Below are 20,779 nucleotides of genomic sequence, written 5' to 3'. Positions count from 1 at the left end.
TACTTCTCGCCGTAGCTGCAGTACCCACTCGACCGGCGCACGCCGACGTGTCCGGCAAGAAGGGTGACTACGTACCCGCCGCCGCCGTCCTGTTGGACACCCGTTCGGGCATCGGCGGTTACACCGGCGCGCGCCCCGCCGGCAGCACCGCCTCCGTCCAGGCGCTCGGCGTCGGCGGCGTCCCGGCGACCGGTGTGGACGCCCTCCTGGTCGACGTGACCGCCATCAGTTCGACGGGGAACACCCACCTGACCGTCTACCCCGACCAGACGACGAGGCCCACCGCCTCCTCCCTGAACGCCTCGGTCGGGGAGGTCATCTCCAACTCCGTCGTCGTCAAGGTGGGCACGAACGGCAAGGTGGCCGTCTACAACAACAGCGGCAACACGCACATCAAGCTGGACGTGCAGGGCTACTTCAAGTCCTCCTACGACGGGGTAACCGGCTCGGGCTTCGTGCCGGTCGACCACACCCGGGTGGTGGACACCCGCACGGGGCTGGGCACCACGACCGGCACGATCGCCAGCGGCGGCACCCGGACGGTCACCCTGACCGGTGGTGTCGTGCCGGCCGGTGCCAAGGCCGCGATGGTCGACCTGATCGTCACGGGTGCGACCAACGGCGGCTGGGCGACGCTCGCGCCGGCGAACGAGCCGGCCGCCGCCAGCGGCATCGACTACCTGGTCGGCACGACCTCCATGGGGTTGAGCGTCAAGCTTCCCGCCGACGGGAAGGTGGTCATCAACAACCGGGGCTCCGCGGTGCACGTGGCCATCACCGTGCAGGGGTACTTCACCAGCGGCCCGACCACGGGTGCCGGCCTGCGACCGATCCTGGCCAGCCGGCTGCTCGACACGCGCGCCAACGGCGGCACCGCGGTGCCGGCGAACGGCACGGTGGACGTCGCCGTCGGCGGTACCAACGGGTTGCCCACCCGGGGCATCGCCGGCGCGGTCCTCAATGTCACGGCCGTCAGCCCGGCAACCGGCGGCTTCCTCACCGTGTGGCCACTCGGCGGCACTCAGCCGACCCCGTCGACGGACAACTTCACCGCCGGGCAGATCGCCCGCTCCAGCCTCGTGGTCAGCAAGGTGGGGACCGAGGGCAAGGTGCGTATCAAGAACAACAGCTCCGGCACGGTGCACCTGCTGGTCGAGCTGCAGGCCTGGTTCGCTGACAGGACCGACCCGCTGCCGCTGCAGGCGTACGCGCCGATCGCGGTGTTGCAGGGTGCGCCGGCGGCCGGCGCGCAGGTCGGCACGATCGAATACGCGTACACCGACAACCTGGGTCGGCTGCGGGTCGCCCACCAGGAGAGCCCCGACGTCTTCAGCACCCCCCAGTGGACGGTGATCTCCGACATCGAGGCGATGACCGGGCGGCCGTCGCTCAACCAACTCGGCGACCACGTCCAGGTCACCGCCCAGCACATCAGCAGCAACATCTGGGCGGCGGAGCAGACCGGCGCCAGCGCGCCCACCTGGAAGCCCATGGTGGATCTTGGCGGCTCGATGGCGGCGCCGCCGGTCGCGGTGACCCTCTCCACCGGTGTCAGTGTTGTCTTCGGCGTCGATGCCGACGGGCGGCTCTGGCACTACCGCCAGACCGGAGCGGGCGCCTCGTGGGTGAGCCTGGGTGTCGCCGGGCTCGCCGGGCCGCTCACCGCCGTGCAGGTCGACAACGGATTCCGGCTGGTCGCCACCAGCACCACCGGCACGGTCAAGACCGCGGTGTACGCCAGCGACGGCGGACTCACGCCTTGGACGGACCTGGGCGGCAACGTGACGGGCACCCCGGCGGCGATCGTCTTTCCGGGCCCCTACACGGCGATCTTCGCGCGGGCGGCGGACGGCTCGATCGTGACCAAGCGGCAGAGCCCGGCCGGCGGCTGGCCGACGTCGTGGGCAGCGGTCGGCACGCTGACCAACGCCGCCGGGTCGCCGGCGGCGATCCTCGACCCCATCCTCGGCCGGGCCGCCATCGTGGTCCGGGGCACCGACAGCGAGGTGTACCGGGTGTTCGAGACGGCGCAGGGCTCCCAGGTCTGGGACAACTGGAATCTGGTGCGTGATCCGGGCGACACCGGGACCGCCCGCCTCGCGGCCAGCGACCCGACCATCGCTGCGGTGAAGGGCAGCCAGACCGACTGGATCGTCGTCTACCGCAACCTCAACGACGCGTTCCAGGTCTTCACGGTGGACTCCAACCCGCCCGGCCTGGCTGCGCGCGACCGGTTCACCGCGCACACCGTCCCGGCGCCGACCGACTGAACCGGCGATCGGACCACGGCGCGGCTCCCGTCACCTCCCGGTGGCGGGGGCCGCGCCCTGTGCGCCGGTAGGGGACGGTGGGGGCCGCCGTTTCCTCGACCTCGGCTGGGCCGCCCGAGGCGCCGGCCCGGCGCTCCGCCTCACCCCGCCCGGTGGACCCGGGCGGCGGATTGTTCGGTCCGGGCCGAAAGGTGGCGGACCTACGGTCGAGGAGTGAACTGGCCGATCATCGCCCCCGCCCCCGGTACGCCACCGTACGGTCCGCCGGGCACCCTGGCCTGGCTGCGCGGCGCCGTGAGCCGGTTCAGCGCGCCGGACCGGCATCCCGCCCGGCGCGCCATCGGGGTCGCCGCGCTGGCCGACCTCGACCCGGACGAGCTGCGGGCGGCGGCAGCCCGGTCCACCGCCGCGCTGCTCGGCGCGATGACCGTGCCGGTGACCAGCACCGTGCCGGACACCACCACCGCCGGCGGGCCGTCCGGGGCGGTTGCCCCGGCGCCCCGGGCCGGTGTGGAACCGCCCGCCGTCGGGCCAGGTGACGGCCGCCCGCAGCGGGTCGACGTGATGGCACTGCTCGCGCGGCGCGTACCCCTGGAGGTGCTGGCGGCGCGGCTCGGCCTGGCCGACCCGGCGGCGGCCGTGCCGGCGGTCACCGTGGTGGCCGCCGCCTACCACCCGGGCGCCGAACCGGCGGCGGTGGCGCGCGCCGACCGGGCGGTGGCCACGCTGCTGGCCCTGTCGCCGCCGGCCCCGGCCGAGGTCGTCGCGAACCGCATCGGTCTGCTCGTGCAGGCCGCCGACGCCACGGCCGGGCTGATCGGCGCCGCGGTCCGGCACGGGCTGGGCGCGCCGGCCACGGTCGGCACCGCCGACCTGCTGGCCGAGGTGCTGCGCCTGGACCCGCCGGTGCGCGCCACCCGCCGGGTCGCGACCGCCGCGCGCCGCCTGGGCGGCCGGGAGATCGGCCCGGAGGCCGTGCTGCTGCTCCGCTTCGACTCGGCCAACCGGGACCCGGCCCTCCACCCGGACCCGGACCGGTTCCACCCCGGCCGGCCCGTCGGGCCACTGACCTTCGGTGCCGGTCCCCGGGGCTGCCCGGGCGAACGGCAGGCCCTCGCCCTCGCCGCCGGCGTGGTCGACGTGCTGCGCGACCGGTGCCGCCCCACCGTGCCGGCCGCGCCGACCGGACCCGCCTCCGCCGTGCCGACCGCGCCGACCGGACCCGTCGCGCCCGGCGCCGAGCCCGTGAGCTACGCCCCGCACCCCACCCTGCGTGTCCCGACCAGCCTTGAGGTGATCGTCCGATGATCGACCGCGCCGCCGCCTTCCGCGCCCTGCACCGGCCGGGCCGGCCCCTGCTGCTGCCCAACGCCTGGGATCACGCCTCCGCCGCGGCGCTCGCCGCCCGGGGCCACCCGGCCGTGGGCACCACCAGCCTCGGGGTGGCCGCGGCCGCCGGCCGGCCGGACGGGACGGGGGCCACCCGCGACGAGACCCTCGACCTGGCCCGCCGCCTGCGGGACCTGCCGGCGCTGGTCACCGTGGACATCGAGGACGGTTTCAGCGCCGACCCGGCGGCCGTGGCCGGGTACGCCGCCGAGCTGGCCGCGCTCGGCGTGGTGGGGGTGAACCTGGAGGACGGCCGGCCGGACGGCGCCCTCGCGCCAGCCGAGGAGGTGGCCGCCAAGATCGCGGCGGTCCGGACCGCGGTGCCGGGCCTCTTCGTCAACGCGCGCACCGACGCCTGGTGGCTGGGCGTGCCCGACCCGCTGCCGGCGGCGCTGGACCGGGCGGCGGCGTACCGGGCGGCGGGCGCGGACGGGCTGTTCGCCCCGGGCGCACCGGACGACACCGTCGGGTTGCTGGTGGCCGAGGTGGGGCTGCCGCTCAACGTGCTGCACCGGCCGGGCGGCCCGGACCTGGCCGCGCTGGGCCGGCTCGGGGTGGCCCGGGTGAGCACCGGCTCGCTGCTGTTCCGCGCCGCCCTGGGCGCGGCGCTGCACCTGGCCGACGCGGTTGTTACCGGCCGGGACGCCGGCCTGCCGGCCGCCCCGGATTACGCCTGGGTGCAGGGCCTCTCGGCAGGATGAGCACCTTAGGGGGGAGATAGGAGGATTGTTCGGGGAGCTGCCGATCCTGGTGATTACGGTGTGTCCAGGTTCGACTACGCCGTGTCCTGCCCGGAAAGGGGCCGACCATGCGAGTGCCCAGCCGAAGCCCCGGCCACCAGCCCGGGCCAGCCGTCGCGTCCGCCGCCCCCGCCCGCCGGCTGCCCCCGGCCACCGGGGCGCGCACGAGGCCGGGGCAGCAGCCGGACCTGGCCGCGTACCGGGCCGCGGTCGCGGAACTGCTGGTCGAGGTGGGCGCCCTGGCGGACGCGCCGTCGACCACCGCCCGCCAGGTGCTGCTCGACCAGCGGCTGCGGGAGCCGGCCATCGCCGCCGTCCTCGACGCCACCCCGCAGGGGTTCGTCGGCGCCCGGGAGACCCTCCTGCTGGAGATGGCCCGCTACCAGCCGAACACCCGCAGCTCGGCGCACGACCTCACCGCGCTGGTCCGCATCTACCTGCTCTCCCGCATCGACGTGCTGTGGTGGCGGGACAGCGGGACCTTCCTCACCGACGGTCAGGTCGACACCAGCACCGACCTGGTGGACCTGGAGTGGCTGCGCCGGCGGGGGCTGCTCGCCTTCCGCTACCAGGAGCAGCCCGGCACCGTCCTCGGTCGGGGACTGCGGGCGGTCCAGCGACGGCTCCGGCCGGACGCCACCCCGCGTACCGCCGGGTTGCGGTTCCGCCGGGCGCGGCGTGAGGTGATCGCGCTGCTCAACGACGTGGGCCGGGAGTTCGCCGCGGCGGCCCGGCCGGGCACCCCGGCGCTCTGGGTGACCAGCCTCGCGCGCAGCGCCGAGCACCAGTACCGGCTGCGCCGGCTCGGCTACGCCGCCATGGTGCCCAGCGGCCACTGCCTCGGCTGGGCGGCCGACGTGGAACTGGAGTGGTACGAGCGGTTCGGCGCCCGCGACCTCCTCGCCGAGCTGCTGCTGGCCCGGCAGGAGGCCGGCGAGATCAACGTCGTCGACGAGGGCCAGGCCTGGCACCTCTGCCTCGCGCCCGCCGCCCGCCGCCGGTTCCGGCGCGCCTACGAGGCCGAGATGGGGATCTGAGTCGATGTGCGGGATCGCGCTGAGCATCGGCCCCGAGGCCGACCCGGCCCTCTTCCGGCGGATGCTGGCCGTCCTCGCCCCGCGCGGCGAGGTGACCGAGACCCGGCAGGAGGCCGGCCTGCTCGCCGGCGTACGCCGGTTGCGGGTGGTGGACCGCGAGCGGGCCGTGCAGCCCTGGGTCTCGCCCGACGAGCGGCACGTCCTCTGTTACAACGGCGAGGTCTTCAACCACCACGAGCTGCGGGCCGAGCTGACCCGGCTCGGGCACGAGTTCCGCACCACCGGCGACACCGAGGTGGTGCTCGTCGCCTTTCGGCAGTGGGGCGAGGAGGCGGTCCGCCGGCTGCGCGGCGAGTACGCCTTCGCGGTGGTGGAGCGGGCGACCGGCCGGACCTACGTGGCCCGGGACCCGCTCGGGGTGAAGCCCCTCTACTGGTCCCGCGGCCCCGGCTGCCTGCACCTCGCCTCCGAGCTGAAGGCGCTGGTCGGGCACGGCGCGCCGATCAGCGAGGTGCCGCCGGGGCACCACGGCTGGGCCGAGCCCGACGGGCCGGTCCGGCTGCGCCCGTACGTCGACCTGCTCACCCTCGGCGCCGGGCTGCCGGTGATCGACGACCCGGACGAGGCCGCCCTGCTCGTCCGGGTCGCGCTCACCGACAGCATGCGGGTGCGGCTGGACACCGACCTCACCGTCGGGGTGGTGCTCTCCGGCGGCCTGGACAGCTCGCTGGCCCTGCTGCACGCCACCCAGCTGCACCCGGACTGCGTGGCGGTCACGGTCGGCGCCCCGGGCAGCCCCGACGTGGCGTACGCCCGGCGGCTCGCCGCCGACCTGGGTGTGCCGCACGAGGTCATCGAGCTGCGCCCCCGCGACATCCGGCTGGCCGACGTGCGCGAGGCCATCCGGATCTCCGAGCTGACCGAGTACGGCGACATCATCAACGCCGTGGTCTCGGTGCCGATCTTCCGGCGGCTGCGGGAGCTGGGCGTCAAGGTGGTGCTCACCGGCGACGGCTCGGACGAGCTGTTCGGCGGCTACCCGATGTACCACCAGGTCGGCCCGGAGCGGTCCCGGCGGCTCTTCCTCCACAAGATCCGTAACCTGTGCCGCACCGAGCTGCAGCGGGTGGACCGCGCCAGCATGGGCCACGGCGTGGAGGCCCGGGTGCCCTTCCTCGACCTCAGCGTGGTCGAGCTGGCCATGCGGCTGCCGCTGGACCTCAAGCTGCGCGACGGGCAGGAGAAGTGGATCGTCCGGCGGGCCTTCGCCGACCTGCTGCCCGACTACGTCCGGCGGCGGCCGAAGAACCCCATGTCGTACTCGTCCGGGCTGCACGAGCGGGCCCGGCTCTACAAGCCGCTCTTCGCCCGGCTGCACCGCTCCTTCGGCTACCAGCTGCTCGAACCGGTCCGGCGCGACTTCGACAGCGTGCTCACCCGGTGCGGCAACGACCTGGACCGGGCCATCGCCGACGGGCAGGCCCGCCCCGACTACACCGTGCTGGAGCACGCCCGGGACCTCGTCGGCGCGGCGAAGTGGAACGCCGTGCCGGTGGTCCGGCGCCTGGTCGGCCCGCGCGCCGTGCGGCGCGTCCCGTCCCGTCCGTGACCGCGGCCTCGCGCCCGCGAGGTCCGATGGCCGCCAGCCACCGGGCGCGTCCCGCGCCAGGCTGGACGCATGACGACGACGCGCATCAGGTACGCCATCCAGCCCGTGCCCGCCGAGGCGCTGGCCGACGTGCGGCGGACCGGCCGCGACGCCTCCGGCCAGCCGACCGAGCGGTGCTGCGCCGAGGGCGGCGAGCCGCTGCGCTGCTGCCTCCGCGACGCCGCCGCGGGCGAGGCGCTGCTGCTCTTCGGGTACGCCCCGCCGCTGCCGCCCGGCCCGTACCGCGAGGTGGGGCCGATCTTCGCGCACGCCGCGGAGTGCCCCGGCCCCGCCGACGTGACGGCGTACCCGGCCGACTGGCGGGGGCGACCGCAGGTGCTGCGGGCGTACGACCGGCGGGGCCGGATCGTCGGCGGCCGGCGGCACGACGGGGACGACCCGGAGGCGGTCATCGCGGAGCTGCTGGCCGACCCCACCGTGGACCGCCTGCACAGCCGCAACGTGGTGTACGGCTGCTGGATGTTCACCGTGGTCCGCGGCTGAGCCGGGCGTGACCGGCGGCGGCCGGGGTATCAGCCCGGCATGACCGGACTGGACGCGATCGTGGTGGGGCAGGTGGCGCGGGACCTCGTGCTGCGGGTGGACGAGGTGCCCGGCCCGTCCGGCACGGCCCCGGTGCGGTGCCGGCGGGAACTGCTCGGCGGCAAGGGCGCCAACCAGGCGGTCGGGTTGGCCCAGCTCGGCGTCCGGGTCGGGCTGCTCGGTGTGGTCGGCGAGGACGAGGTCGGTGACCGGTTGCTGGGCCGGGCCCGCAGCGACGGCATCGACGTGGCCCCGGTGCTGCGCCGGGCGGGGACGCCGAGCGCGCTCATCGTGGACGTGGTGGACGCCCGGGCCCGCTGGCGGTACCTGGAGGACATCCCCGAGGCGACCCTGCTCGCCGAGGCGGACGTGACCGGCGCGGCCGAGGTGTTGCGGGCCGCCCGCGCGGTGGTCGTCCAGCTCCAGCAGCCGCTGCCGGCGGCCCTCGCGGCGGTGCGGCACGCCCGCGACGCCGGCCGGCTCGTGGTGCTCGACGGCGCGCCGGCCGACCCGGCCGGCGCGGCGGAACTGCTGTCCCGGGCGGACGTGCTGCGGGCCGACGCGCGGGAGGCCGGCCTGTTGCTCGGCGGCGACCCGCCGAAGGACGCCGAGGCGGGGCTGGGCGCCGGCCGGGAGCTGGCCGCCCGAGGGCCGGCGCTGGTCGCCATCGAGGTGGCGGGGGAGGGGAACGCGTTCGTCTGGCCGGACGGGGAGCTGTTCGTGCCGCTGAGCGAGACGGCCACGGTGGACAGCACCGGGGCCGGCGACGCCTTCGTCGCCGCCGTGACGGCCGGCCTGCTCCGCGAGGATCCGTACCCCCGGATCGCCCGGTACGCGGTCGCGGCGGCCGGCGCGACCGTCGGCCACGCCGGGGGCCGGCCCGCCCTGACCCGGGAGGCGATCGAGGCGCAGCTGGCGCGCATCCCCGACCGCTGACGTCCCCCATGGACAACCGTCGCCGCCTCTTCTAGCGTCGCGGGCATGCGGAGGACCCTGCTCGCTACCGGGCTCGCCCTGCTCCTCGTGACCACCGGCTGCGCCGAGGGCCGCCCGGCCGCCGCGCCGGCCGGGACCGGCACGCCGAGCGCTTCCCGGCAGGACGCCGGCCAGGTCGAGCGGACCCTGGCCAGCCTGCGCCGGGTCGACGACCTGCCGCTGTACGAGATGACGTACGCCGGCGACTACGATCCCACCGTCGGCATCGCGGGCACCCCGCAGGCGAGCCCGTTCGGCTGCTCCCTCTTCGCCGCGGGCGGCGACCGGAGCCGGCCGCTGTTCGCCCGCAATTTCGACTGGGACGCGAACCCGGCGCTGGTCCTGCGCACCGACCCGCCGGACGGCTACGCCTCGATCTCCCTGGTGGACATCTCCTACCTGGGGGTCACGGCCGACCCGGCCGGCGACCGCCGGCTGCTGAACGCCCCGCTGCTGCCCTTCGACGGGATGAACGAGCGGGGCCTGGCCGTCGGGCTGGCCGCCGACGACGGCGCGACCGCCGAGCCGGTGCCCGGCCGGCCCACCGTCGGCTCGGTGCGCGTCCTGCGCCTGGTGCTGGACTCGGCCGCCACGGTGGATGAGGCGATCGCCGTGTTCGGGCGTTACAACCTGGACTTCGACGGCGGCCCGCCGCTGCACTACCTGATCGCCGACGCCACCGGGGCGTCCGCCGTGATCGAGTTCGTGGACGGCCGGATGCGGGCCGAGAAGGGCCGGGGCGCCTGGCAGGCGCTGACCAACGTGCCGGCCGTCGGGGTGGCCGACCGGGAGCTGCGCACCGACCACCGCTACGGGGTGCTGGCCGAGGCACTGGACCGGGCCGGCGGCACGGTCGACGCCCCGGCGGCGCTGCGCCTGCTCGACTCCGTCCGGCAGCCGCACACCCGCTGGTCGGTGACCTACGGGCTGCGCACCGGCGAGGTGCGGCTGGTCACCGCGGGCGGCGGCGAGCGCGGCTACCGGCTGCCGATGAGCTGAGCCGGGCCCGGCCCCACGACGGGGGCCGGACCCGGCCGACGGATCACGAGCTCAGGGTCACCAGCTCAGGTAGCCCGTCTGGGTCTGCACGTTCAGCTCGGGCACCCGGAACAGCTGCGCCAGCCAGGTACGCGGGTCGCGCAGCTCCAGCACGTCCAGGCCCTTCTGGATGTCGCTGGAGTAGATGTGGCCGTTGTACCAGTAGGCCGACCAGGAGCCACCGGTGCGGAGCTGACCGGCGTCCAGCGGACCCCGCTCCCAGAAGGCGATCTCCTTGGGCTGCCGGGAGTCGGTGAAGTCCCAGACCGAGATGCCGCCCTGGTACCAGGCCTGGACCATGATGTCCCGGCCGGGCACCGGCACCAGCGAGCCGTTGTGCGCCACGCAGTTCTCGGTGTCGGCGTTGGCCCGGGGGATCTTGTAGTAGCTGCGGAACGCCAGCCGGCGGTTGTCGCCGCGACCGGTGATGTCGTAGATGGCGTCCGCGCCGCGCTCGGGCCCGGTGGCCACGTTGCAGGTCGCGGCGCCACCGCCGCCCAGCTCGTCGGTGAACACGACCTTGGTGCCGGAGTTGTTGAAGGTCGCCGAGTGCCAGAAGGCGAAGTTCTCGGTGTCGCGGACCCGCTCGATCACCCGCGGCGCCTCCCGGTTGGCGATGTCGAGCAGGATGCCGTCGCCCATGCACGCGCCGGCCGCGATGTCCTTCGCCGCGTACGCCGTGATGTCGTGGCAACCGGTGGTGGCCGACTTCTCACCCGGGATGCCCGGGTAGCCGCCATCCGGGAACAGGTTCGGGGTGGCCACCACGGCCGCGTCGGTCGGCGACCGCAGCGGCACCTTCACGATGGAGATCGAGTCGTGCGGCGGCTGGCAGTCCGGGAACTCGGCCCGCGGGCTGTACGACGAGACGTACAGGTAGACGGTCCTGCGGTCCTTGCCCGGCACCAGGGTGTGGGTGTGCGAGCCGCAGGCGGTCTCCACCGACTTGACGTAGCGAGGGCTGCGCTTGTCCCTGATGTCGAAGATCTTGATGCCCTCCCACGACCCCGCCTCGGAGGCGGGTTGGGCGACGCTGCTGCAGGAGTCGTCGCTGCGGGACGAGTCGGTGGACAGGAACAGCAGGTCACCGTGGACGGAGACGTCGTTCTGGGAGCCCGGGCAGAGCACCTGGGACACGATGGTGGGCGCGCTCGGCCGGGAGATGTCGTAGACGACGAAGCCGTCGTAGTTGCCGACGAACGCGTACCGGCCCTGGAACGCGATGTCGGTGCCGAACGCCGCGGAGGTGTCGAACGGCGCCTGCTTCGGCAGGTTGGCGACCTGGCGCAGGTTGGGGCTGCTGGAGATCTCGTCGACCCCGGGGACGGCGTTGTCCACGGTGGCCGGTGCGGCCTGCGCCCGGGGGACCTCCTGGGCGCTGCTGGGCGGGGCGGCGACGACGCCGGCGACGAGCAGGCCGGCGGCGGCGAGGCTGACGATCCGGGTTCGGGACGTGCGGATGCTGATCATCGGCGGCACCCTCCGAAAGGGGATGATGATTTTCCACACCTTACCGGTCGATGACATTCATCAATGTGATGCCAGTCACATTCAAGCAGGATTGTCTATGGATAGGATCGCTCTCACCTCGACCGGAGGGAGTTTCGTATGACCGGCCGGCAGGGACGTGTCTGGCTCGCCGTCACAGCGCTGGCGGTGCTCCTGGTCGTGGCCGGCGTGGCGCTGGCGTGGCCGGGGGACGACCGCCCCGCGGCCGCTCCGTCCGCCACCACCACTGCCGCCACCGCTGCCGCCCCACCGGTCGACGCGCCACCCGTCGTCGTGCCCGGCCGGCCGGGGGCGTCGGCGGCCACCCGTGCCGCCCAGGAGGTCCGCGACGCCGCACCGCCCCGCTACAACGGCCTCGACGTCTGGTACGTCCGGATGATGATCCCGCACCACCAGCAGGCGCTGGAGATGGCGACCCTCGCCCCCGACCGGGCGGCCGACCCCCGGGTACGCGCCGTCGCCGACCGCATCCGGGCCGCCCAGGGGCCCGAGATCGGGGTGCTGCGCGGCTGGCTCGGCACCCGCGGGCTGCCCGCCGAGGTCCCCGGTCACGACCACGGCACGATGCGCGGGATGCAGTCCGCCGAGGCCATCCGGCAGCTCGCCGCCACCCGGGGCGCGGCCTTCGACCGCCTCTTCGTGCGGATGATGACCGCACACCACGAGGGCGCGGTCGTCATGTCCACCGACCTGCTCAAGGTCGGCGCGGACCAGACCCTCCAGGAGTTCGCCAACGCCGTCGCCGTCGAGCAGTCCGCCGAGATCACCCGCCTCCGCGAGCTGATCGGCGCCTGACTCCTCCGATCTGGGAGACTTGCCGTTCGCACCGAACGCCAACTGTCCAAGATCCGTGACCGCTCATCCGCCGCAGGGTCCGTCGTGGTCGGTCCGCAGCCGGCAGCGGGTGTGGTCGGGCAGCCGGGCGTCACACCAGATCCGGGTACGCACGAACTGGCGATCCTCCTCGCTGAGTGTGGTCTCGCCGAAGTCGACGGCGGTGACGTGGCCCAGCGACTCGCGCAGCGCGACGGCCAGCGCGGTCGCCTCGGTGAGCCGGGTGAGCACGGTGGGCAGGTGGATGATCCATCGCGGCTCGGAGGCCGCGCCGGTGGAGTCCATGGCTCTCCCTGGGAGTGACGGAGGGCGGCGCCGAGGCGGGCGGGGGCGGCCGGCGCGATCGCGCGCCCGAGCCGGCCGGAGCCCGGCACCCGCCCCGGGCCCGTCTCTGGTGCCGGGGCTGTGGTCGGAGCAGCGGGCCGCCGGACGCCGCTCCGAGAGGTGACGCCGCAGTGCCTAGCTGGGAGCCTCCTCGCTCAGGAACTCTACCGACAATACTGGTAAAGTCAACGTTGCTCTTGAAGTCCTCCCCGGCGGCGTGATCAGATGGGCGTGCCTAGCTGGGAGTACTTCGCATGCCCGCACCACGGAAGTTCGAGCCGCACTACCGGCGGATCATCGCCGACATCAGGCAACGCATCGCCTCCGGCGAGTGGCCGCCGGGCCACAAGCTGCCGTCGACCAAGGCGCTGGCCGACCTGTACGAGGTCGGCAGCCCGTCCACCGTTCGGCAGGCGATCACGATCCTGATCGAAACCGGCGAACTGTACGGACACCAGGGCCTGGGGGTCTTCGTAGCCGATCCGTCCGCGTGACTGGCTGAGCATCGACGTGCGCGTCAACCCGTACCCTGGGTGACCGTGGAGCGCATCGTCTTCGGCCGCCCGCTGCGCAGCGTCGCGTTCGACGTCGCCGTCTCCGGGCTGGTGGCCCTCTTCGCCGTACTGGGGATCTTCGTCGAGAACGGCGGGGTCGCGGCCACGGCCGTCGGCCTGGTGATGGCGCTGGTCCTGCTGTTCCGGCGGACCCACCCGTCGGCGGTGGCGGCCGGGGTGGCCGTGCTCGCGCTGCTCCAGGTGGTCCTGGGCTGGGGCCCGCTGGCCTACGACATCGGCGTGCTCATCGCCCTCTACAGCGTGGTCAAGTACGCCGACCGGCTGCGCGACGGCGTCCTGGCCGGGATCGGCGCGGCCATCGGTGTGCTCCTCGCCGCCGCCCAGATGCCCGGGGCGGCGCCCTGGTGGGCCGGCGCGCTCTACTACGGGCTGGTCACCGGCGCGGTGTGGCTCGTCGGGCTGAACGTGCGGACCCGCCGGCTCTACGTGGTGAGCCTGGAGGAGCGGGCCACCACGCTGGAACGCGAGCGGGAGGCCGAGGCGCGGGCGGCGGTCGCCGAGGAGCGCACCCGGATCGCCCGCGAGCTGCACGACGTCGTCGCGCACAGCATGGCCGTGATGATCGTGCAGGCCGACGGGGTGCGGTTCACCATCGACCGCGACCCCGAAACGGCGCGGGAGGCGGCGAAGGTGGTGGCGGACACCGGCCGGCAGGCGCTGGAGGAGATGCGGCGCCTCGTGGGCGTACTCCGGGAACCGAGCCGGCCGGAGCCGGCGGCCGCCCCCGACGCCGCTCTCGACGCGGAGCCGGCGCACCGGCGGCCGGCCCTCGTCGAGCTGCCCGACCTGCTGGACCGCTTCCGCGCCGCCGGCCTGCGGATCACCGACACCGCCACCGGCACGCCGGTCGCCCTGCCGCCCGGCCTGGAGCTGACCGTCTACCGGGTGGTGCAGGAGAGCCTCACCAACGCGCTCAAGCACGCCGGCGTCGGCGCGGCGGTCGAGCTGCGCCTCGACTGGTCCGCGGACGCCGTCGTGGTCCGGGCGGTCGACGACGGGCGCGGCCGTCCGGTGGTGCGGCCGGCGCCGTCCGGCGGGCACGGGCTGGTCGGCATGCGCGAGCGGGTCGGGGTGTACGACGGCAGCCTCGCCGCCGGCCCCACGTTGGGCGGGGGGTGGCGGGTCGAGGCGCGGCTGCCGCTACCGTCGGCGTCGGGCACCGAGGAAGGGAAGGCGGCGGCATGACTGTCCGGGTGGTGATCGTCGACGACCAGGCGCTGGTGCGCGCCGGGTTCCGGATGGTGCTCGACTCCCAGCCCGACCTCGCGGTGGTCGGCGAGGCCATCGACGGCGCGGACGCGCTGCGGGTGCTGGACCGGGTCGAGGCCGACGTCGTGGTGATGGACCTGCGGATGCCGACCATGGACGGCGTGGAGGCGACGAAGCGGATCTGCGCCCGGCCGGCCGAGCGCCGCCCCCGGGTGCTGGTGCTCACCACCTTCGACACCGAGGCCGACGCGTTCGCCGCGCTGCGCGCCGGCGCCAGCGGCTTTCTGCTCAAGAACGTGCCGCCGGAGGATCTGCTCGCGGCCATCCGGGTGGTCGCCGAGGGCGACTCGGTGGTGGCCCCGTCGATCACCCGGCGGCTGCTCGACCGGTTCGCCGGGCAGCTCGGACCGGCACCCACCGAGGATCCGCGGCTGGCCCAGCTCACCGAGCGGGAGCGGGAGGTGCTGCTGCTCGTCGCGCAGGGGCTCTCCAACGCGGAGATCGCCGCCCGGGTGCACGTGGCCGAGGCGACCGTGAAGACCCACGTCGGCCGGATCCTGGCCAAGCTCCAGCTCCGCGACCGGGTCCAGGCCGTCGTGCTGGCCTACGAGAGCGGGCTGGTCACCCCGGGCGGCTGACCCCGTGTACGACCTGGGTCGTACGGGTCGACCCGGTCGGGGGCGACCACCGGCGTACCGAGGTCGAGCGCGCAGGTGGAGATCATCGGCGGGGTGCCGCCCATAGCGTCGGAAGGGTCTTCAGGACCCGGCCCGACAGGAGCACCACGTTGTCCGCAACCACCACCACCGGCGTCGCCGTCACCGCCCGTGAGCTGCGCAAGGAGTACGGCACCGGGCTGTACCGGGTCGTCGCCCTCGACGGCGTCGACCTCGACCTGGCCGCCGCCCGGTTCACCGCCGTCATGGGACCGTCCGGCTCCGGCAAGTCCACCCTGCTGCACTGCCTCGCCGGCCTGGACCGGCCGTCCGCCGGCAGCGTGCGCATCGGCGACGCCGACCTCGCCCGACTGGACGACCGCCGGTTGACCCGGCTGCGCCGGGACCGGATCGGTTTCGTCTTCCAGAAGTTCAACCTGCTGCCCACCCTCACCGCCGAGGAGAACATCGTGCTGCCGCTGGCCATCGCCGGCCGGCGGCCCGACCCGGAGTGGCTCCGCCAGGTGGTGACCGCGGTGGGCCTCGCCGACCGTCTCCGGCACCGGCCCGCCGAGCTCTCCGGCGGCCAGCAGCAGCGGGTCGCCGTGGCCCGGGCCCTGGTCACCCAACCCTGGGTGATCTTCGCGGACGAACCCACCGGCAACCTGGACTCGCGTTCCGGCGCGGAGGTGCTGCGGCTGCTCCGCGAGGCGGTGGACACCCTCGGCCAGACCGTGGTCATGGTGACCCACGACCCGAAGGCCGCCGCCCACGCCGACCGGGTGGTCTTCCTCGCCGACGGCCGGCTGGTCGACGAGCTGCACGCCCCGACCGCCGGCCAGGTCCTCGACGCGCTCACCCGGCTCGAGGCCGGCGCGACGCCGGTGGGGCGGTGACCGGCATGCTGCGCCTCACCCTGCGCCAGATCCGCGCCGACGGGCTGCGCCTGCTGCTCTCCTCGCTGGCGATCGTCCTGGGCGTCGCCTTCGTGGCCGGCACCCTGATGCTCACCGACGGCATGCGCGCCGGGGCGTACGAGCGGGCCGGCGCCTTCGACCGGCACACCGACCTGGCCGCGTACGCCGGCAAGGCCCCGCTGCCCCCGTCCCTGGTCGACCGGGTGCGCGCGGTCGACGGGGTGGCCGCCGCCGAGGGGGAGCTGACCGGCACCGCCGGTGTGGTGGGCGCCGACGGGCGGCCGGTGCTCGGCTACGCCGTGCTCGCCGCGATCCCCACCGACCCGGCCCTCCAGTCGTACGACGTCGTTGCAGGGCGGCTGCCGCAGCGGGCCGGCGAGCTGGTGCTCGACGAGGAGACCGTCGCCGACCAGCACTTCGCCCTCGGCAGCCCGGTGCGGGTCGGCGGGAACGGCGGGCCGGCCCGCCCGTACACCCTGGTCGGCACCGTCGACGTGGCCGGCAGCTCGCGCGACGTGGGCGGCCCCTTCATCGGCCTGGCCGGCCCGGACGCCCTCGCGGTGGGTGGGGAGCGCGGCTACGGCCGGATCATGGTGGCCGCGCGGCCCGGCGTGGACCGGACGGTGCTCGCCGACCGGGTCCGCGCGGCGGTCGGGCCGGCGGTCGCGGTCCGGGACCGCGCGGCGATCCTCGACGAGGCCGTCGCGGACGCGGTCCGCGACCGGCGGCAGTTCGAGCTGTTCCTGGGCACCTTCGCCGCGGTGGCGGTGGTGGTGGCCGGCTTCGTGATCGCCAACACCTTCGCCATCGTGCTCGCCCAGCGGTCGCGGCGGACCGCGCTGCTGCGGCTCGTCGGCGCCAGCCGGGGGCAGGTCTACCGGGCGGCCCTCGGCGAGGCGGCGCTCACGGGGCTGCTCGCCTCGGCCGCCGGGGTGCTGGCCGGGGTGGGCCTGGCCGCGGGCCTCGGCGTGCTGCTGTCCACCCTCGACGCGCCGGTCGCCAGCGCGGTCAGCGTCACCGCCCGGACGGTGCTGCTCTCCCTCGGCCTCGGGACGCTGCTGACCGTGGTGGCCGCCGCCGTGCCGGCCTGGCAGGGCACCCGGGTCGCGCCGGTGGCCGCGCTGACCGACGCCGCCGTGCAGCCCGCCGGGCGGGCCGGCCGGGTCCGGCTCGTGGCCGGAGCGCTGGTCCTCGCCGCCGGGGTGGCCGCCCTGGTCGGCGCCGGGGCCCTCGGCCAGGTGCCGCTGGTCGCCGCCGGTGGGGTGCTGGCCTTCCTGGGCATCGTGCTGTTCGGCCCGGTGCTGGTGCCGGCCCTGGTCCGGGTGCTGGGTCTACCGGCCCGCCGGCTGCTCGGCGTCCCGGCAGCGCTGGCCGTGGCGAACGCCGTGCGCAACCCGCGCCGGGTGGCGGCCACTGCCACCGCCATGGTCATCGGCATCGGCCTGGTCTCCGCGTTCGTGGTCGGCGCGGGCAGCGCGAAGGCGGGCATCGAGCGTGCCGTGGACGCGCAGATCGGGGTGGACTTCGTGGTCACCGGGATCGGCGGGGGCCTGCCGGCGCCGCTGGCCGGTGAGTTGGCCGCCCGGCCGGAGCTGGGCGTGGTGCACGAGCAGCGCAGCCGGGTGGTCGACGGGATCGAGGTGCGGGCCGCCCACCCGGCGCTGGTCCGCCGGACGCTGTCCGCCGTGGACGCCGGGGACCCGGCCGCCCTCGGTCCGGGCGCGGTGCTGGTGCACCGTGAGCTGGCCGCGGCCCGCGGCTGGTCGGTCGGCAGCACCGTCCCGCTCGCCGGCCGCTCGTTCCGGGTGGCCGCCGTGGTGGCCGACGACACCCCGGCGCTCGCCGGCAGCGCGGTGCCCGCCGGGCACGTGGTGGACGTCGCCGACGCCGACTTCGCCCGCCTCTTCCCGGCCGAGCGTGGCTACCTCGCCGAGGTGGACCCCGCCGACGGGGTTTCCACGGACGCCGCCCGGGCCGCCGTCGAGTCGGTGCTCACCCGCTATCCGACGGTCAACCTGCTCGACCAGGCGGCCTACAAGAAGATGCTCACCGGCACGGTGGACCTGGTGCTCGGCTTCGTCACCGCGCTGCTCGGCCTGGCCGTGGTGATCGCGCTTGTCGGCGTGGCCAACACGCTCACCCTCTCGGTGGTGGAGCGGACCCGGGAGAACGCGGTGCTGCGCGCCGTGGGCCTGACCCGCGGCGGGATGCGGGCCGTGCTCGCCGTCGAGGCGGTGCTCACCGCGCTGGTCGGCACGCTGCTCGGCGTCGCCCTGGGCACCGGGGTGGCCGCCGGCGGGATGGCCGTGCTGGCCCGCATCGGCGGGGACTTCACCCTGGTGCTGCCCTGGGGGCGGCTCGGCCTGATCGTCGCGGTGGCGGTGGTCGCCGCGCTGGCCGCCTCGATCCTGCCGGCCCGGCGGGCGCTGTCCCGTCCGGTGGTGGCGGCCCTCGGCGCGGAGTAGGGAAACGCGTGCTGGTCGGCCACTGCACGGAGTGGCCGACCAGCACGGATCTTCGGACTATTCGGTCTCGCCCGCCGGCGGCTCCGGCGGAGTGCTCTCCGTGGTCGGCGGGGGATCCGGCGGAGTGCTGGCCGTGGTGGGTGGCGGATTCGCCGGTGTGGTGGGCGAGGTCTGGGGATCCGTCGTCGCGGACGACGACGGGCTGCCGGAGGGCGCCGGCTGCCCCGACAGGCTCGACGAGGGGCTGGGCGTGGCCGTGACCGAACCGGACGGCCGGCCGGTCGGGCCCACCGGGCGGTAGCTGTGGCCGTCGTCCGTTGACGGTCCCTCGGTGACCGCGGCGTCCGCGACCGAGTTGCTCGGGGCAACCGCGGGCGCGGTCGTGTCGATCCGGGTGGCCGGCGCGTCGGCGTTCTTCGCCGCGCCCAGTGCCGCGCCCAGCGCGGTCAGCGCCACCAGCACCACGGCCGCAGCGCCGACCAGCGTGCCCCGCCGCCCCGGCCGGCGGGCCGGCGCCACGAGGGCACCCGGCGCGGTGGCCGTCAGGTCGTCTCGGGTGCGGCTCGATCCCGTCGCACCGCGCAGCGTCACCGGCACCATGGCGGTGGGCGACTCGGACCCGGCCGCGCGGGCCGCCTCGGCCATCGCGGCGGCGGTGGGGAAGCGGTCCGCCGGGTCCTTGGCCAGGGCCCGGGCCACCAGGTCCCGGACCGGCGGCGGGATCTCCGCCGGCAGCTCCGGCGGCTCGTCGTCGAGGTGCCGGACGGCCACCTGCAGCGGGTTGTCACCGGTGAACGGCGGGCTGCCGGTGAGGCAGCAGTAGGCCACCGCGCCGAGCGCGTAGACGTCGGTGGCGCCGGAGACCGGCCGCCCGGCGGCCTGCTCGGGAGCCATGTAGAGGGCGGTGCCGGGCACCGCGTTGGTGCTGGTGATGCTGGTGACGTTGGTCGACCGGGCCACCCCGAAGTCGACCAGCACCACGGTCCCGTCGTCCTGCACGAGCAGGTTGCTCGGCTTCACGTCACGGTGGACGATGCCCCGGGCGTGCGCGCCGTGCAGGGCCTGGGCCACCTGCGCCACGATCGACATGGTCTCGCCGACCCCGAGCTGCCCGGCCGCTTCGATCCGCCGGGAGAGCGGCTCGCCCGCGACGAACTCCATGACCAGGTAGTCGGCCCGGCTGCCGTCGGGCAGCTCGTCCTCGCCGCAGTCGAAGACCTGGACCACGCCCGGATGGCGCAGCGACGCCATGATCCGCGCCTCGGAGCGGAAGCGGGCGATGAAGTCGGGGTCGGAGACCAGCGCGGGCAGCAGGACCTTCACCGCGACCGGCCGGCCGAGCACCAGGTCCGTGGCACGCCAGACGTCGCCCATGCCGCCGGTGGCGACACGGTCATCAAGGCGGTACCGACCGCTGAGTACGACGTCGGAAGTCAACACGTCAATACCGTACCCAGAGGGGCCGCGGAGTATTTCCCGCGATCTCTCCCGTCACGACCGGCGGGCGGCCGGAGGCGCCTGGGCCGAACGGTCAACCGCCCCCGCACCGATCGGCTGACGGTGACGAATCGGGCACGATCGGGCAGTAAAATGTGCCCGGAGGTTCGTCTGTCCGGCTCCGACCTGGTGTTTCGTCCCGGTTCGCCGGCCGCGCAGCGCAACGCGGACGGATTTCGTTACGCCGACCCGCCGTGGCGGGCCGTAGAGAATTCTCACTCTTTCTCCGGCGGGCGGCACCTTGTCGAACCCGCCGGCCGCTCCTACCGTTGGCCCGGCTCCCGGCCGCCCCATGACGCCGGTACGGTATGTCCGCCGACGGCCGTCCTTACACGGCGGTGTCCATACGCGCGCCCGCACCCTTTCCGGTGCTGGTGCCGATCAGGTCAGCGGGGGACTGATGGTGCGGGTGGAGGTCCGGTTGTCCGTCCGGGCGGGCGTCGGGCACGCCGGCACCGGTGGGCGCCGGTGCGGGGAGTCGGCAGGGCGGGAACGGCGGATCCATGACCGGTGAGCTGAGCGAGGCGGTCGCCGCCGCGCAGGGGGGCGACGAGGAGGCGTTCCGCTTCCTCTACCGCAGCCTGCAGCCCGGCCTGCTGCGCTACCTCACCGCCCTGGTCGGCGGCGACGCCGAGGACGTGGCCTCGGAGACGTGGCTGCAGATCTCCCGCGACCTGCCCAGCTTCACCGGTGGCGAGTTCCGCGCCTGGACCGTCACCATCGCCCGCAACCGGGCCATGGACCACCTGCGCCGGCAGCGCCGGCGGCCCGCCCTGCCGGTGCCCGTCCAGGCGCTCAGCGAGCTGGCCGGCGACGCGGACACCGCCGAGCGGGCCGGCGAGACCATCGGCACCGAGAGCGCCCTGGCGCTGATCGCCAGCCTGCCGCCCAGGGAGGCGGAGGCGGTGCTGCTGCGGGCCGTGATCGGGCTCGACGCGGAGACCGCCGGGCGGGTGCTCGGCCGGCGGGCCGGCGCGGTGCGCACCGCCGCGCACCGGGGGCTGCGGCGTCTGGCCGGGTTGCTGGAGCGCGCCGATGCGGATCAGCCGGCGGACCGGGCCGGGGGAGCGACGCCGCCCCGCGCCCGCACCGGCCCGGGACGGCAGGCGTCGCAGGCGCCCAAGGCCGAGCCGGCGGACGGTTGACGTGGAGG

The 20,779-nt window shown here is 75.2% G+C and carries 18 protein-coding genes; 15 read left to right on the top strand and 3 right to left on the bottom strand.

The features are described 5' to 3' along the window. Positions 1 to 47: 47 nt before the first annotated feature. The 8 genes from F8274_RS01910 (at position 48) to F8274_RS01875 (ending at position 9,601) form a co-directional block, all read left to right on the top strand. The gene (locus F8274_RS01910; protein WP_151460516.1) at positions 48 to 2,270 is read left to right on the top strand and encodes a hypothetical protein; all 2,223 of its coding nucleotides are present in this window, start codon (positions 48 to 50) and stop codon (positions 2,268 to 2,270) included. Positions 2,271 to 2,483: 213 nt separating this feature from the next. Then, complete coding sequence (locus F8274_RS01905; RefSeq protein ID WP_225853546.1) at positions 2,484 to 3,578, top strand: cytochrome P450; 1,095 nt, start codon at positions 2,484 to 2,486, stop codon at positions 3,576 to 3,578. Next, positions 3,575 to 4,360: an isocitrate lyase/phosphoenolpyruvate mutase family protein gene (locus F8274_RS01900; RefSeq protein ID WP_151460515.1), complete on the top strand. Its 786-nt coding sequence runs from the start codon at positions 3,575 to 3,577 to the stop codon at positions 4,358 to 4,360. Before F8274_RS01905 ends, F8274_RS01900 begins: the two co-directional genes overlap by 4 nt. A 107-nt stretch (positions 4,361 to 4,467) precedes the next feature. Further along, positions 4,468 to 5,436: a hypothetical protein gene (locus tag F8274_RS01895; RefSeq protein ID WP_151460514.1), complete on the top strand. Its 969-nt coding sequence runs from the start codon at positions 4,468 to 4,470 to the stop codon at positions 5,434 to 5,436. Between the two features lie 4 nt (positions 5,437 to 5,440). After that, the gene (locus F8274_RS01890; protein ID WP_151460513.1) at positions 5,441 to 7,045 is read left to right on the top strand and encodes an asparagine synthetase B; all 1,605 of its coding nucleotides are present in this window, start codon (positions 5,441 to 5,443) and stop codon (positions 7,043 to 7,045) included. A gap of 69 nt (positions 7,046 to 7,114) precedes the next feature. Continuing rightward, complete coding sequence (locus F8274_RS01885) at positions 7,115 to 7,588, top strand: DUF1203 domain-containing protein (RefSeq protein ID WP_151460512.1); 474 nt, start codon at positions 7,115 to 7,117, stop codon at positions 7,586 to 7,588. A gap of 39 nt (positions 7,589 to 7,627) precedes the next feature. Further along, entirely contained in the window at positions 7,628 to 8,563 is a 936-nt protein-coding gene (locus F8274_RS01880; RefSeq protein ID WP_151460511.1) for a PfkB family carbohydrate kinase, read from the top strand. 45 nt (positions 8,564 to 8,608) lie between these two features. After that, positions 8,609 to 9,601, top strand: coding sequence for a linear amide C-N hydrolase (locus F8274_RS01875; protein ID WP_151460510.1), 993 nt, complete (start codon positions 8,609 to 8,611; stop codon positions 9,599 to 9,601). Positions 9,602 to 9,658: 57 nt separating this feature from the next. On the opposite strand, the gene F8274_RS01870 is transcribed toward F8274_RS01875, so the two are convergent. Continuing rightward, a complete protein-coding gene (locus F8274_RS01870) occupies positions 9,659 to 11,110 on the bottom strand; it encodes an LVIVD repeat-containing protein (RefSeq protein WP_151460509.1) in 1,452 nt (483 codons plus the stop codon). 138 nt (positions 11,111 to 11,248) lie between these two features. On the opposite strand from F8274_RS01870, the gene F8274_RS01865 reads away from it, so the two are divergent. Further along, positions 11,249 to 11,944 carry a DUF305 domain-containing protein gene (locus F8274_RS01865; protein ID WP_151460508.1) on the top strand — a complete coding sequence of 232 codons (696 nt, stop codon included), beginning with the start codon at positions 11,249 to 11,251 and terminating at the stop codon, positions 11,942 to 11,944. A 63-nt stretch (positions 11,945 to 12,007) separates the two neighbouring features. On the opposite strand, the gene F8274_RS01860 is transcribed toward F8274_RS01865, so the two are convergent. Continuing rightward, positions 12,008 to 12,268, bottom strand: coding sequence for a hypothetical protein (locus tag F8274_RS01860; protein WP_151460507.1), 261 nt, complete (start codon positions 12,266 to 12,268; stop codon positions 12,008 to 12,010). A gap of 293 nt (positions 12,269 to 12,561) precedes the next feature. On the opposite strand from F8274_RS01860, the gene F8274_RS01855 reads away from it, so the two are divergent. The 5 genes from F8274_RS01855 (at position 12,562) to F8274_RS01835 (ending at position 18,129) form a co-directional block, all read left to right on the top strand. Further along, a complete protein-coding gene (locus F8274_RS01855) occupies positions 12,562 to 12,801 on the top strand; it encodes a GntR family transcriptional regulator (protein WP_151460506.1) in 240 nt (79 codons plus the stop codon). Positions 12,802 to 12,840: 39 nt separating this feature from the next. Beyond that, positions 12,841 to 14,067, top strand: a complete 1,227-nt coding sequence (locus tag F8274_RS01850; protein ID WP_151460505.1) for a sensor histidine kinase — start codon at positions 12,841 to 12,843, stop codon at positions 14,065 to 14,067. After that, on the top strand, positions 14,064 to 14,729 hold the full coding sequence (locus tag F8274_RS01845) for a response regulator transcription factor (RefSeq protein ID WP_151460504.1): 666 nt from the start codon (positions 14,064 to 14,066) through the stop codon (positions 14,727 to 14,729). The genes F8274_RS01850 and F8274_RS01845 overlap by 4 nt, the downstream gene beginning before the upstream one ends. Positions 14,730 to 14,878: 149 nt before the next feature. After that, on the top strand, positions 14,879 to 15,643 hold the full coding sequence (locus F8274_RS01840) for an ABC transporter ATP-binding protein (RefSeq protein WP_151460503.1): 765 nt from the start codon (positions 14,879 to 14,881) through the stop codon (positions 15,641 to 15,643). A 5-nt stretch (positions 15,644 to 15,648) separates the two neighbouring features. Continuing rightward, the gene (locus F8274_RS01835) at positions 15,649 to 18,129 is read left to right on the top strand and encodes an ABC transporter permease (protein WP_151460540.1); all 2,481 of its coding nucleotides are present in this window, start codon (positions 15,649 to 15,651) and stop codon (positions 18,127 to 18,129) included. Between the two features lie 57 nt (positions 18,130 to 18,186). Here the strand turns inward: F8274_RS01835 and F8274_RS01830 are convergent, their stop codons facing one another. Continuing rightward, entirely contained in the window at positions 18,187 to 19,569 is a 1,383-nt protein-coding gene (locus F8274_RS01830; RefSeq protein WP_151460502.1) for a serine/threonine-protein kinase, read from the bottom strand. A gap of 560 nt (positions 19,570 to 20,129) precedes the next feature. Here F8274_RS01830 and F8274_RS01825 point away from each other — a divergent pair. Continuing rightward, positions 20,130 to 20,771 (top strand): RNA polymerase sigma factor, encoded by a 642-nt coding sequence (locus F8274_RS01825; RefSeq protein WP_151460501.1) that lies wholly within the window; start codon positions 20,130 to 20,132, stop codon positions 20,769 to 20,771. Positions 20,772 to 20,779 lie beyond the last annotated feature (8 nt).

This window comes from Micromonospora sp. AMSO31t, from assembly GCF_008868175.1.
In the GTDB taxonomy this organism is placed as follows: Bacteria; Actinomycetota; Actinomycetes; order Mycobacteriales; family Micromonosporaceae; genus Micromonospora.
The sequence above is the reverse complement of the archived record's forward strand: the minus strand, read 5'-3'. Positions and strand labels throughout refer to the sequence as shown.

Bases quoted from the DNA above. Each gene is read 5' to 3' on its own strand.
- F8274_RS01900 (WP_151460515.1), top strand. From the start codon at position 3,575: ATGATCGACCGCGCCGCCGCCTTCCGCGCCCTGCACCGGCCGGGCCGG.
- F8274_RS01895 (WP_151460514.1), top strand. From the start codon at position 4,468: ATGCGAGTGCCCAGCCGAAGCCCCGGCCACCAGCCCGGGCCAGCCGTC.
- F8274_RS01890 (WP_151460513.1), top strand. From the start codon at position 5,441: ATGTGCGGGATCGCGCTGAGCATCGGCCCCGAGGCCGACCCGGCCCTC.
- F8274_RS01885 (WP_151460512.1), top strand. From the start codon at position 7,115: ATGACGACGACGCGCATCAGGTACGCCATCCAGCCCGTGCCCGCCGAG.
- F8274_RS01880 (WP_151460511.1), top strand. From the start codon at position 7,628: ATGACCGGACTGGACGCGATCGTGGTGGGGCAGGTGGCGCGGGACCTC.
- F8274_RS01875 (WP_151460510.1), top strand. From the start codon at position 8,609: ATGCGGAGGACCCTGCTCGCTACCGGGCTCGCCCTGCTCCTCGTGACC.
- F8274_RS01870 (WP_151460509.1), bottom strand. From the start codon at position 11,110: ATGATCAGCATCCGCACGTCCCGAACCCGGATCGTCAGCCTCGCCGCC.
- F8274_RS01865 (WP_151460508.1), top strand. From the start codon at position 11,249: ATGACCGGCCGGCAGGGACGTGTCTGGCTCGCCGTCACAGCGCTGGCG.
- F8274_RS01860 (WP_151460507.1), bottom strand. From the start codon at position 12,268: ATGGACTCCACCGGCGCGGCCTCCGAGCCGCGATGGATCATCCACCTG.
- F8274_RS01855 (WP_151460506.1), top strand. From the start codon at position 12,562: ATGCCCGCACCACGGAAGTTCGAGCCGCACTACCGGCGGATCATCGCC.
- F8274_RS01845 (WP_151460504.1), top strand. From the start codon at position 14,064: ATGACTGTCCGGGTGGTGATCGTCGACGACCAGGCGCTGGTGCGCGCC.
- F8274_RS01835 (WP_151460540.1), top strand. From the start codon at position 15,649: ATGCTGCGCCTCACCCTGCGCCAGATCCGCGCCGACGGGCTGCGCCTG.
- F8274_RS01825 (WP_151460501.1), top strand. From the start codon at position 20,130: ATGACCGGTGAGCTGAGCGAGGCGGTCGCCGCCGCGCAGGGGGGCGAC.